This window comes from Nonomuraea mangrovi (assembly GCF_042681425.1).
GTDB classification, from domain to species: domain Bacteria; phylum Actinomycetota; class Actinomycetes; order Streptosporangiales; family Streptosporangiaceae; genus Nonomuraea; species Nonomuraea mangrovi.
Genome location: NZ_JBHUFV010000005.1, coordinates 204,927 through 215,068, shown reverse-complemented (window position 1 = coordinate 215,068; position 10,142 = coordinate 204,927). Strand labels below are relative to the sequence as shown.

Sequence of the window (10,142 nt, the reverse complement as noted above, 5' to 3'; positions counted from 1 at the left end):
ATGACCGCGTCAAGCGGCGACCGGTCAGCGGGAGTCCGGATGCGGGACGACCGGCTCGGCCGTGCCCACCGCCGGGCGGCCGAACAAACCGTGGACCAGCAGCAGGCCGATAATGCCGCCGGCCAGTTGGGCGACGACGAAGCCGGGCAGCGAGGCGGGGGCGATGCCGGCGAAGGTGTCGGAGAAGGCGCGGCCGACGCTGACGGCGGGGTTGGCGAAGCTGGTGGAGGAGGTGAACCAGTACGCAGCGCCGATGTAGCCGCCCACGGCCAGCGGGGCGAAAGCCGTACCGCCCGACCGGGTCAGGCAGAAGATCACCAGCACCAGGCCCGCCGTAGCGACGACCTCTCCCAGCCACAGGTGCGCGCTCGCCCGCTCCGTGGTGGACCAGGTGATCGCGGGCTTGTCGAACATCGCGTTGGCCAGCACCGCGCCGCCGATGCCGCCCAGCACCTGGGCAGCGATGTAGCCGCCGAGCTCGCCCGTCTGCAGCCCCAGGCCGGTCTGCCGTCCCTGCCACCAGTCGGCCAGCGACACCACCGGGTTGAAGTGGGCGCCGGAGACCGGGCCCAGCACGACGATGAGCACGGCCAGGCCGAAGACGGTGGCGGTGGAGTTCTCCAGCAGCTGCAGGCCCACGTCGTCCGGAGAGAGGGTCTGGGCCATGATGCCCGACCCCACGACCACGGTCACCAGCAGCGCGGTGCCGAGGAACTCGGCCAGCAGCCGGCGCCTCACTTGGTCACCTCGGCGGGTGCGGCGAGGAGGGCGGACAGCTCGGCGAGCCGGTCGGGCACGATCCGGTAGTACACCCACGAGGCACGCCGCTCGCTGGTCAGCAGGCCGGCGTCCTTGAGCACCTTGAGGTGGTGGCTGATCGTCGGCTGGGCCAGGTCGAAGCTCGCGGTCAGGTCGCACACACACGCCTCGCCGCCCTCGTGCGCGGACACGATCGAGATGATGCGCAGCCGTACCGGGTCGCCCAGCGCCTTGAACGCCCGCGCCGGCCCTGCGGCGCTCTCCTCGTCCAGCGGTTCTCGCGCCAGGGGCGCGCAGCAGTCCAAGACCGTCAGCTCATCCATGGGCGTCAATATTGACGTCCATGGATATCAGCATGGTCAAGCCGACATGAACGTCAGATGGACGCGCCCTCCACGCCGACCTCCGAGCTCCGGCGCTCCATGAGGATCACGTCGCGCCAGAGACCGTGTTGGCGGCCGATGCGTCCGCGGGTGCCGACCATCCGGAAGCCCAGCGCCTGGTGCAGGGAGAGGCTGGCGGTGTTCTCCGGGAAGATGCCGGACTGGATCGTCCAGATGCCGGCGTCCTCGCTGGCGGCGATGAAGGCGGTCAGCAGGGCGCGGCCGATGCCGTGGGCCTGGCAGCCGGGGTGGACGTAGACACTGTGCTCGATCACCCCGGCGTAGACCGGCCGGGAGGACACCGGGGAGGCGGCGATCCAGCCGACCACCTCGCCGGTCTCGGTGTCGGCGGCGACGTAGCGCAGCTGCGGAAGCTTCCCCTCGGTGAAGCCCTCCCAGCTGGGGGCGACGGTCTCGAAGCTGGCCTGCCCGGTGTCCAGCCCGGCCTGGTAGATGGCCAGCACCTGGCTCGCGTCGGCCTCGCACATCGGGCGGATCTCCAGGCCAGGGCCGATCGCGGGTTTGACCGCCTGGACGATGGCCGAGTGGACGCCGTCGCCGTGGTCGGCGGTGAGGGTGACCGAGGTGCCGACGAAGCCGGTCGAGCGCAGCAGGTCGCGGTACTCGGCCACCTCCAGGGAGCCGGCGACGCAGCCCACCCGCTGCTCGGCGGCGGCGCGCCGTACCGGGTCGAGCGTGCCTTCGGTCACCATGTCGCTGATCCCCAGCCGCCCGCCCGGGCGTAGGACGCGGAAGGCCTCGGCGAGCACGGCCGCCTTGTCGTCGGACAGGTTGATCACGCAGTTGGAGATGACGACGTCCACCGACTGGTCCGATAGCGGGATGGCCTCGATGGTGCCGTGCAGGAACTCGACGTTGGCCGCGCCGGCCTCCGCGGCGTTGCGCCTGGCGAGCTCGGTCATGTCGCCGCTGGCGTCCAGGCCGTAGGCCTTGCCGTACGGGCCTACCCTGCGGGCCGACAGCAGGACGTCGATGCCGCCGCCCGAACCGAGGTCGAGCACGGTCTCGCCGGCGCGCAGCTCGGCGACGGCGACCGGGTTGCCGCAGCCGAGGCTGGCCCGCGCGGCGCCGCCTGGCAGCTCCGCGATGTCGTCGTAGCCGGCGGTGCCGAAGCAGCCCTTGTCGAACTCGTCGGCCGAACAGTCGATGATCGTCTCGCCGGTCATCGCCGCGCGAGCGAGTCCGGAGTATCGCTTGACGACCTCGTCGTGGGCCATGGCTGTCTCCTTCAGTCGCAGATCGGAGTGGCGGGAACGGGCTTGCCCATCACCACGTCGGCGGCGGTGGGGAAGCAGCTCACGCAGTTCTCGTTGATCCGGTACAGGCTGCTGGTGCCCTGCCGTTCGACCAGGACGAAGCGCACCTCAGCCAGGATCTTCAGGTGGTGCGACACGGTCGACTGGCCGACGCCCGAGGCGGTCACGATCTCGCCTACGGTCATCGGCTCGCGGCGGCGCGCCAGCAGCGACACGATCTGGATGCGCGTGGCGTCGGCCAGCGCTTTGAACCAGCTCGCGTACTCCTCGGCCTCGGCCCGGTCCAGCGGCTTCGCATCGTTATTCATCGATTATCGACGATAGTCGATTATCAAGCCAAGGTCTAGGGGGCGGTGCTGAAGCACGCCCGGGACCGGCTTACCCTTGATCGCCTTCTCGGCGAACCAAGGAGGGCGGGTGACACGTCCCAACGGGATGAGATCTCTTCGGGTAGTGCTCGCCCTGCTCTCCGTCCTTGTTCTGACCGAGCGGGACAGCGCGGAGGACAAGATCCCACAAGTGGATCACGTCGTCACCGCTTCCTGCCCGAAGATACCCAGCCCCGACTTGTTCTCCATGCCCCGCCAGAAGCTCCCCGCCGGCTTCGTCACGGCTCAGGTCATCCGCTGCCGCTGGGGGTTCCGTTACTTGGCCGGGAAGGGAAAGTGGGAGGTTGTGGTCGAGGAGCACGCCGACGGCCCGGCCGACGGGCTGATGAAGGAGCTACGCCGCCCCTCCGAGAGTTCGTTCTTTCCCCCGATGTGCACGATGGAAGCCGTCCTCGTTGACTACTTCGTCGTGGTGGACTCCTCTGGCAAGGCGGTGCTGCCCAAGCTGCCGACCGGGATATGTGGAAAGCCATTCCGCTCCGCCTTGGACGCCCTTCGCCACCTGCCGTTCCAGGTGGATGGACAGATACCCGTCCGGATGCTCGAGAGCGAGAAGTCATTCCAGGCCGGTTGCTACAAGAAGTATCTGGACGTGCTCCAACGCTTTGGACGGCCGAAGGGCCCGCAGACACGGAATCGCCCGCGTACCTGGAACCCCGCACCCGAGGGCCTGCGGGTATGCATCTTCCGTACCGCGAATAAGACCTCTGACAGGCCTGACCCGGTGGACATTCCATGGGGAAGATTCGAGTCCTCGCGCATCCTCAAGGGCCGTAGTATGCGCGCCCTACTCGCCGCCCTGGACAGCGCGCCGGCCAGTGACTGTCCCAGCCACCACACCCGCTTCGCCATTCTGGACCCCGGCTACTCGGAGGCATACGTCGAGCTTGACGGATGCCGTAACCTCCTGCGCCCCGACGGAACCCTTGGCCGTCTCACTCCTGATGCTGTTGCACTTCTGACGAAGTGATCAGATCTGCCATCAAGAACGTCTTCGTGCGCACTTGGGAGAGGGCTCGGTCCTCATATTCGTGCGGCCACGAAGGTGCACGATCGACGGTGACTCAGGCGCCCCGGTCTACACCTTCCGCAAGAGCGATGGATACGTGGTGGCCAAGGGCATTCACCACGGCAGCGAAAGCGCCGACAACAACCCTGTCCAGTCCACCTGCATCAATTACTTCACCGACATCCATGACGTGATGAAGGCCGTCGGCAAGGATACCTACAAGAAATGAACCCCTGGCGCATGTGCTGCCTCCTGGTGCTGGCCGTCGCCGTCTCCATGGTGGCTGGCATGCGGGAGTCCCGGCCGGTCGAACCACCCTTTCCCGGGCGGATCGACACGGTCATGGTGGAAGGACGGGTCCTCATCCTGCACGTCTTCGGCGGGGCGAGCGACTCGGCATGTCTCCAAACCGACAAAGTCGAAGCCGTCGAGTCCGAGGCGGGTGTTCGGCTTCGGATAGTGCTTCGCGACGCCTGCCCGCCCCCCGGGCGCACGCTGCTGGAGATGTGGCGGGACGAGTTGTGGCCGCCTGCCGTGCTCGACATCCTCCGTGGCGTCGAAGTGCCGGTCCTGCTCGAGCGGCCCTTGGGACGCAGGAAGGTCGTCGACGAGACAGGCCGCGAGCTCAGGGTCTGCCCGATCACGGGCTCGCGACGGAAGACCATGCAACAGTGCCTGACGTAGGGTGCGGGCGCCGAATCTCCAGCCAAGCGCACGTCTGGAGTTGGCGGCGCGATTCGTAGTGTCGCCAGCCCTACCTTTCTCGCTTTCGGGCGGCTCCTGGCAGCGGGACCGCCTCGGGGGTGAGCATCTCGGCGGTAACGCAATCTGCCCCGCCGCCGCCACGGCTGGGCAGATTGCGTTACCGCTATCAGGCGGCGAGGCTGTACTCGAACCTGGGCAGCTCGATGCCGAGAATCGCCTCGATGATGGCGCAGGTCAGGACCGCGGCCATGGGCGGCGGGATCGCGTTGCCGATGAGCCCACCCGCGATCAGTGGGCGCTGCGCGGGCTCAAGCACCGGGCGGCGGGGGAGATCAGGCCGGTTCCGATCCAACCTGAGTTGTGCGCTCTGCTCAGGGAGCACATCAAGAGATTCGGAACCGGTTCTGGTGGACGGATCTTCATCGGCCCCAGGGGAGGGCTCATGACTGACCGCGCCTATCTCAAGGTGTTCCACGAGGCGCGCGAGAAGGCGTTCACCGAGGCGGAGTTCAAGTCGCCCCTTGTGGATGTCCCGTACGCCCTTCGTCACGCGGCTGTCTCCACGCGGCTCAACGCCGGTGTTCCGGCCCCGCAGGTCGCCGAGTGGGCAGGGCACAGCGTGGACGTTCTCTTGCGTGTCTATGCCAAGTGCATCCATGGCCAGGAAGCGGCGGCAATGAAACGAATCCTGGGATGCGACTCGATCATGATTCCCCGAGGGAACGAATAAGGAACGATCAACCGTGAATCGCCGTAGGCGACCGTAACCAACCGGAGTGAACAAAAGAGGCCCGCCACCGCGTTTCCGCTGGTGACGGGCCTCTTCGTACTGCTGTGGCAGGTCCAGGGTTCGAACCTGGGTAGGCTAAGCCGACGGATTTACAGTCCGCTCCCATTGGCCACTCGGGCAACCTGCCGTGTCATCCGCTCGCGGCGACAGACAGAAGAATAGCGGACTTTGGAGGTGTGCGTGACATCGGTTTGTCCCATGCCCGATCCCCACCCCAGCGCCTCGTGGTCGCTAAGGTCGGAGGGGACGAAGAGAGGACACTCACACCGATGGCCGACAGCAGCTTTGACATCGTCAGCAAGATCGACCGCCAGGAGGTCGACAACGCGCTGAACCAGACGGTCAAGGAGATCGGACACCGCTTCGACTTCAAGGGCACTGGGGCGGCGATCAGCTGGTCCGGGCAGAACAACATCGAGCTCAAGGCCAACAGCGAGGAGCGGGTCAACGCCGCGCTCGACGTCTTCAAGGAGAAGGTGGTCAAGCGCGGCCTCTCCCTGAAGATCCTCGACGCCGACGAGCCGAAGCTGTCCGGCAAGGAGTACCGGCTGCTGGTCGCCCTCAAGGAGGGCATCGACCAGGAGCATGCCAAGAAGATCTCGAAGATCATCAGGGACGAGGGCCCCAAGGGGGTCAAGGCCCAGATCCAGGGCGAGGAGCTCAGGGTCAGTTCCAAGAAGAAGGACGAACTGCAGGACGTCATCTCGCTGCTCAAGGGCAAGGATCTCGACATCGCCCTGCAGTTCACGAACTACCGCTGAAAGCGGGTGGATCACGGCTCCGGCCTGGGCGGTTGCCGCCGGGAGGAGCGTGGAGGGCACATCCGGGGCACACGGTCAGCGCGCTGTCCGCGAGGGCACGCGTCTTCTCGTGTGCCTCGGGCCGCTCCTCCCGATGTGATCATCGGCGAGGAGCGGCCGAGGGCGAGCTGAACGGTCTTCACCGAGGCGAGGCGCCCTTGTGGATCAGCGGAGCCGCGAAGGCTGCCGGAGGGTGATGCGGGACGGGAGGTCCGGCGTCCGAGGCCACTGGGTGAGCCCGCTTCTGCGAGACGACCCCTTCGGCGCGAGCGCTCCGGGTGGCACGCCCGGTGCTGACCCGATGGGAGCCGTCGTTCGGTGGTGAAGGGGACATGCCGATCCTCCTCGTTCGGCATGTCCGCCCGGCTTGGCTTCTTCGGAACCCCTGATCGCTGCGCCCCTCGGCTGTACGGTGAACGAGACGTGGTCCGGACTCAGTCCTTTGAGGGTGCCCATGGTGTCTCGAGTGGTGAGTTGGCTGGGACTGGTCGGTCACCTGTGCACGCTGCCCTTCTACCTGGCGAGCGGGCTGGTGGCCCCGCTCTGGGCGATCATCGTCCTTCTCCTGGTGTGGGCGGGGCTGCTGGGTGTGGCCGTATGGGCGGTGCGCACGCGTTCCGCCTGGGGGCTGGCGACGCCGTTCCTCGCGGTGGCCATCTGGCTGGGTGGCGTCTCTGCTGGCGAGGCGTTCCTGGATTGGTCGGCCTGACCGCTCCTCCGCCCGTTCACGGTGTCCATGCTGCTGATCGGGCCGGTGTCTCCGCTCGTCACCCAGGCCGTTCGTCGCCGTCCACCGCTAGGCCCACCTGCGCCTGGGAGAGTCGGCCGCCGACGACGTGTCTTCGCCTGTCATCCGGGCCGGTGTCTCCGCCCGTCACCCAGGGTGGTGTCTCCACCTGTCATCCGGGCCGGTGTCTCCGCCTGTCACCCGGGCTGGTGTCTCCGCTCGCCCAGGCCGGTGTTTCCGCGCGCGGTGGTCGTCGTGGGCGGCATGGTCGTCCGGCGTGGTGTTCTCCGCGGTCCTGGCTGGTGGAGGCGCGTGGCCGGCCGCCCGGATAGGCGTCCGGGCGCTGGGCGCTTGCGCTCCGGCCGCGCTGGTCAAGATTGCTTCCGAGATACGGCTTCAAGCGGCGTTTCGGCGAATTGAGTGGGTAAGCGTGGAACATGAGTGATGCGCCGAGACACGTCGTCGAGCTCGCCGAGCGGCGGGCCAAGGCAAGAGCGGAGCGGGACTACCCTGTCGCCGACGCGCTCAGGCGCGAGATCGAGCGCGCGGGTTGGCTGGTCCGCGACTCACAGCAAGGTTTCGAGCTGACGGTGAAACCGTTGTTCGAGATGTGGCCGTCGGTGCGGTCGATCCCCATCAGCGCGGTGACGGACGATCGGCCGCGGTCCGGCGGGAAGCTCTCGCCCATCAGCCCGGCGGCTGAGCTGGGCTTCTCCGGGGATCCCGCGCAGCGAGGCGATCCCGGCAAGCGCGGCGGCATGGCGGCCGGGGGCGGCATGGTGACCGGCGGGGACAAGGCAGCGAGAGGTGGACCCGCCAAGGCCGGGCAGGCAGAACAAGGCGGGCGTGCCGGGCGGGCAGAACAAGCCGAGCAGGCGCAACGAGCTGGGCAGGCAGAACAAGGCGGGCGTGCCGGGCAGGCCGGACAAGCCGAGCAGGCGCAACGAGCTGGGCAGGCCGAACAGGCACAACGGGCTGAGCAGGTCGGGCAGGCCACGCAGGCCGGGCAGGCTGAGCAGGGGGAAAGAGGCAGGCAGGCCGGGCGGGTCGGGCGGTATGTGTGGCATCCGCACGAGGTGGCCGAGGACATGGTGCACGCCCAGCAGATCTGGGACTCCTCGCTGGCCGTCAACCGGCTCGACGAGGCGGGCATCGACGTGGAGCGGCAGCGGATCGAGACCGCGGACGTGACGGTCGGCGTGGGCCTGGTGGTCGACGGCTGGGGGGAGGACGTGCGCCGGTGCGTGTCCGCGCTGCTGGAGCACACCCACGCCAAGATCCTCGCCATCGACCTGGGCAACCACGAGGGCGCGGGGGAGGTGCTGCACGAACTGGCCGAGGATCACCACGAGCGGCTCACCGTGTGGCATGTCGCGGAGGCGCCGCACTGGCGTGGGGGGACGGCCGAGTGGGGCGCGTGCCGTACGACGCTGATGAGGTTGGACACCTCGGACGTGCACGTGCTGATGGAGACCTCCACCGTCCTGGAGGGTGACGCGCTGACGCCGCTGGTCGCGGCGATCAAGGATGGCGCGGTGGCGGCGGGCTGGAAGGGCGTCGAACCGGACGAGAGCGGGATGGAGTGGCACGAGGCGGGTCCGGGCCAGGTGAGAGCGCTGCTGGGGTACCTGATGGCGGTACGGCGGGGTGCCGCGCTCGGCGCGTTCCCCGAGGAGGCGCGCTATTACCGCAACGCCGACCTGGAGCTGTCGCTCGCGCTGGAGGGCCCGCTGGTCGTCCCCGACAAGCGGCTCCCTGTACGGCAGGAGCGCCATCACGGCTACCACGACGTTCCCGCCGACTACAGGGACAAGGAGTCGCGCAGGACCTACGACAGGGTGCTGCGCATGCTGCGTTCCTCATAGGCTTGGGGCTTATGGGAGATCAGAGGCTGCTTGCGCCGTACACCACGCTTGGCCTGGGCGGGCCCGCGCGCGCCTATGAGGAGGCGACGACGGCGGAGGAGCTGGTGTCCCTGGTGGCCGACGCGGACCGGCGTGAGATACCGACGCTGATCCTGGGCGGCGGCAGCAACCTGGTGGTGTCGGACGACGGGTTCGACGGGCTGGTCGTCAAGGTGGCCACGCGCGGGGTGACGGTCTCGCGCGACGGCGACCAGATGGTCGTCGAGGCTGAGGCGGGCGAGGACTGGGATCCGCTGGTGGCGCGCGCCGTGGCGGAGGGCTGGTCCGGCGTGGAGTGCATGTCGGGCATCCCCGGCCAGACCGGGTCGACGCCGATCCAGAACGTCGGCGCGTACGGGCAGGAAGTGTCGCAGACGGTGCGGTGCGTGCGGATCTACGACCGGCGCACGCGCGAGGTGCGCGACGTCGAGGCGCGGCGGTGCGGTTTCGCCTACCGGACGAGCGCCTTCAAGCAGGACCTCGGCAGGTACGTGGTGCTCGGCGTGACCTTTCTGCTGGATGTTTCGGCGATGTCGGGTGCGCTCACCTATAAGGAACTGGTCAACAAGGTCGGCGAGCGGGCGCCGCTGCCCGAGGTGCGCGAAGCCGTACTCCAGCTGCGCAGGGGCAAGGGCATGGTGCTCGACCCCGCCGACCCTGACACTCGCAGCGCCGGCTCGTTCTTCACCAACCCGATCGTGTCCGCGCAGGAGGCCGCCGCGCTCGGGGACGGGACGCCGCGGTGGGACATGCCCGACGGAACGGTCAAGGTGCCCGCTGCCTGGCTGATCGAGCAGGCCGGGTTCCCGAAGGGCTACGCGCGTGGCCCCGTGCGGATCTCCACCAAGCACACGCTCGCGCTGACCAACCCCGACGGCGACGGCACCACGGCCCACCTGCTCGCGCTGGCCCGCGAGGTCCGCGATGGGGTGCGGGAGAAGTTCGGCGTCACGCTGGTCAACGAGCCCACGCTGATCGGCTGCTCGCTCTAGCCACGCATCCAGCGGGTGTCGGAGATCACCCAGTACTCCACGAACCTGCCGCCCTCGGCGCGCAGGATGTCGTGCCCGCTGAAGGTGATTCTGGTCACTGCCACGCCGGGGATGGCGCCGGTGTGGTCACCGGAGAACGTCCAGCGGGCCGCCACGAGGTCGCCGTCGACGATCGGGCCCGCATCCAGCGTGACCGAAACGTTCGCGAACGGCTCGAAGCCCTGCGCCAGCGCGCCTTTCAGCCCCTCGGGCCCGTGCACGTCCATGCCCGGCCAGTGCCCCACGAACTCGGGCGCCACCAGCTCGTCGGCCAGGTTGAAGTCGCCGTTCCACATCTCCAGCAGCCAGCGACGGTACAGCTTGTCCATGGGGTAAACTCACTCCAAATACCGAAGGGGAGTAGTCCT

At 68.3% G+C, this 10,142-nt stretch carries 14 protein-coding genes and 1 tRNA gene; 8 read left to right on the top strand and 7 right to left on the bottom strand.

Annotated features, from left to right (window positions below):
• Positions 1-24 precede the first annotated feature (24 nt).
• From ACFSKW_RS05245 to ACFSKW_RS05230, 4 genes are read right to left on the bottom strand one after another with little or no spacing between them, the layout of a single operon-like run.
• Positions 25-738 (bottom strand): MIP/aquaporin family protein, encoded by a 714-nt coding sequence (locus tag ACFSKW_RS05245; RefSeq protein WP_379569685.1) that lies wholly within the window; start codon positions 736-738, stop codon positions 25-27.
• On the bottom strand, positions 735-1,082 hold the full coding sequence (locus ACFSKW_RS05240) for an ArsR/SmtB family transcription factor (protein ID WP_379569683.1): 348 nt from the start codon (positions 1,080-1,082) through the stop codon (positions 735-737). Before ACFSKW_RS05240 ends, ACFSKW_RS05245 begins: the two co-directional genes overlap by 4 nt.
• Before the next feature lie 53 nt (positions 1,083-1,135).
• A complete protein-coding gene (locus ACFSKW_RS05235; RefSeq protein WP_379569681.1) occupies positions 1,136-2,380 on the bottom strand; it encodes a GNAT family N-acetyltransferase in 1,245 nt (414 codons plus the stop codon).
• Between the two features lie 11 nt (positions 2,381-2,391).
• Positions 2,392-2,727: an ArsR/SmtB family transcription factor gene (locus ACFSKW_RS05230; RefSeq protein WP_354922652.1), complete on the bottom strand. Its 336-nt coding sequence runs from the start codon at positions 2,725-2,727 to the stop codon at positions 2,392-2,394.
• Positions 2,728-2,836: 109 nt separating this feature from the next.
• Between ACFSKW_RS05230 and ACFSKW_RS05225 the strand changes: the two genes are divergently transcribed.
• The 3 genes from ACFSKW_RS05225 (at position 2,837) to ACFSKW_RS05215 (ending at position 4,501) form a co-directional block, all read left to right on the top strand.
• Positions 2,837-3,778, top strand: coding sequence for a hypothetical protein (locus ACFSKW_RS05225; protein ID WP_379569679.1), 942 nt, complete (start codon positions 2,837-2,839; stop codon positions 3,776-3,778).
• Between the two features lie 139 nt (positions 3,779-3,917).
• Positions 3,918-4,046, top strand: coding sequence for a hypothetical protein (locus tag ACFSKW_RS05220; RefSeq protein ID WP_379569677.1), 129 nt, complete (start codon positions 3,918-3,920; stop codon positions 4,044-4,046).
• Complete coding sequence (locus ACFSKW_RS05215; RefSeq protein ID WP_379569675.1) at positions 4,043-4,501, top strand: hypothetical protein; 459 nt, start codon at positions 4,043-4,045, stop codon at positions 4,499-4,501. The genes ACFSKW_RS05220 and ACFSKW_RS05215 overlap by 4 nt, the downstream gene beginning before the upstream one ends.
• Positions 4,502-4,688: 187 nt before the next feature.
• Here ACFSKW_RS05215 and ACFSKW_RS05210 read toward each other — a convergent pair whose 3' ends face one another.
• Positions 4,689-4,838 (bottom strand): hypothetical protein, encoded by a 150-nt coding sequence (locus ACFSKW_RS05210; RefSeq protein WP_379569673.1) that lies wholly within the window; start codon positions 4,836-4,838, stop codon positions 4,689-4,691.
• Positions 4,839-4,964: 126 nt separating this feature from the next.
• Here ACFSKW_RS05210 and ACFSKW_RS05205 point away from each other — a divergent pair, with 126 nt between their 5' ends.
• Positions 4,965-5,252: a hypothetical protein gene (locus ACFSKW_RS05205; protein WP_379569671.1), complete on the top strand. Its 288-nt coding sequence runs from the start codon at positions 4,965-4,967 to the stop codon at positions 5,250-5,252.
• A gap of 105 nt (positions 5,253-5,357) precedes the next feature.
• On the opposite strand, the gene ACFSKW_RS05200 is transcribed toward ACFSKW_RS05205, so the two are convergent.
• A tRNA-Tyr gene (locus ACFSKW_RS05200) sits at positions 5,358-5,439 on the bottom strand.
• Between the two features lie 142 nt (positions 5,440-5,581).
• Between ACFSKW_RS05200 and ACFSKW_RS05195 the strand changes: the two genes are divergently transcribed.
• The 4 genes from ACFSKW_RS05195 to ACFSKW_RS05180 all read left to right on the top strand — a co-directional run bounded on the left by ACFSKW_RS05195 (position 5,582) and on the right by ACFSKW_RS05180 (position 9,735).
• Positions 5,582-6,073, top strand: coding sequence for a YajQ family cyclic di-GMP-binding protein (locus ACFSKW_RS05195; RefSeq protein ID WP_379569669.1), 492 nt, complete (start codon positions 5,582-5,584; stop codon positions 6,071-6,073).
• 508 nt (positions 6,074-6,581) lie between these two features.
• The gene (locus tag ACFSKW_RS05190) at positions 6,582-6,821 is read left to right on the top strand and encodes a hypothetical protein (RefSeq protein ID WP_379569667.1); all 240 of its coding nucleotides are present in this window, start codon (positions 6,582-6,584) and stop codon (positions 6,819-6,821) included.
• Between the two features lie 455 nt (positions 6,822-7,276).
• Complete coding sequence (locus ACFSKW_RS05185) at positions 7,277-8,704, top strand: hypothetical protein (protein WP_379569665.1); 1,428 nt, start codon at positions 7,277-7,279, stop codon at positions 8,702-8,704.
• Positions 8,705-8,715: 11 nt separating this feature from the next.
• The gene (locus ACFSKW_RS05180; protein ID WP_379569663.1) at positions 8,716-9,735 is read left to right on the top strand and encodes a UDP-N-acetylmuramate dehydrogenase; all 1,020 of its coding nucleotides are present in this window, start codon (positions 8,716-8,718) and stop codon (positions 9,733-9,735) included.
• On the opposite strand, the gene ACFSKW_RS05175 is transcribed toward ACFSKW_RS05180, so the two are convergent.
• Positions 9,732-10,103, bottom strand: a complete 372-nt coding sequence (locus tag ACFSKW_RS05175; protein WP_379569661.1) for an ester cyclase — start codon at positions 10,101-10,103, stop codon at positions 9,732-9,734. The genes ACFSKW_RS05180 and ACFSKW_RS05175 overlap by 4 nt on opposite strands.
• Positions 10,104-10,142 lie beyond the last annotated feature (39 nt).

Excerpts from the sequence above, each read along its gene's own strand:
- ACFSKW_RS05240 (WP_379569683.1), bottom strand. The coding sequence starts at position 1,082 with ATGGATGAGCTGACGGTCTTGGACTGCTGCGCGCCCCTGGCGCGAGAA.
- ACFSKW_RS05195 (WP_379569669.1), top strand. The coding sequence starts at position 5,582 with ATGGCCGACAGCAGCTTTGACATCGTCAGCAAGATCGACCGCCAGGAG.
- ACFSKW_RS05215 (WP_379569675.1), top strand. The coding sequence starts at position 4,043 with ATGAACCCCTGGCGCATGTGCTGCCTCCTGGTGCTGGCCGTCGCCGTC.
- ACFSKW_RS05180 (WP_379569663.1), top strand. The coding sequence starts at position 8,716 with ATGGGAGATCAGAGGCTGCTTGCGCCGTACACCACGCTTGGCCTGGGC.
- ACFSKW_RS05175 (WP_379569661.1), bottom strand. The coding sequence starts at position 10,103 with ATGGACAAGCTGTACCGTCGCTGGCTGCTGGAGATGTGGAACGGCGAC.
- ACFSKW_RS05205 (WP_379569671.1), top strand. The coding sequence starts at position 4,965 with ATGACTGACCGCGCCTATCTCAAGGTGTTCCACGAGGCGCGCGAGAAG.
- ACFSKW_RS05235 (WP_379569681.1), bottom strand. The coding sequence starts at position 2,380 with ATGGCCCACGACGAGGTCGTCAAGCGATACTCCGGACTCGCTCGCGCG.
- ACFSKW_RS05185 (WP_379569665.1), top strand. The coding sequence starts at position 7,277 with ATGAGTGATGCGCCGAGACACGTCGTCGAGCTCGCCGAGCGGCGGGCC.
- ACFSKW_RS05230 (WP_354922652.1), bottom strand. The coding sequence starts at position 2,727 with ATGAATAACGATGCGAAGCCGCTGGACCGGGCCGAGGCCGAGGAGTAC.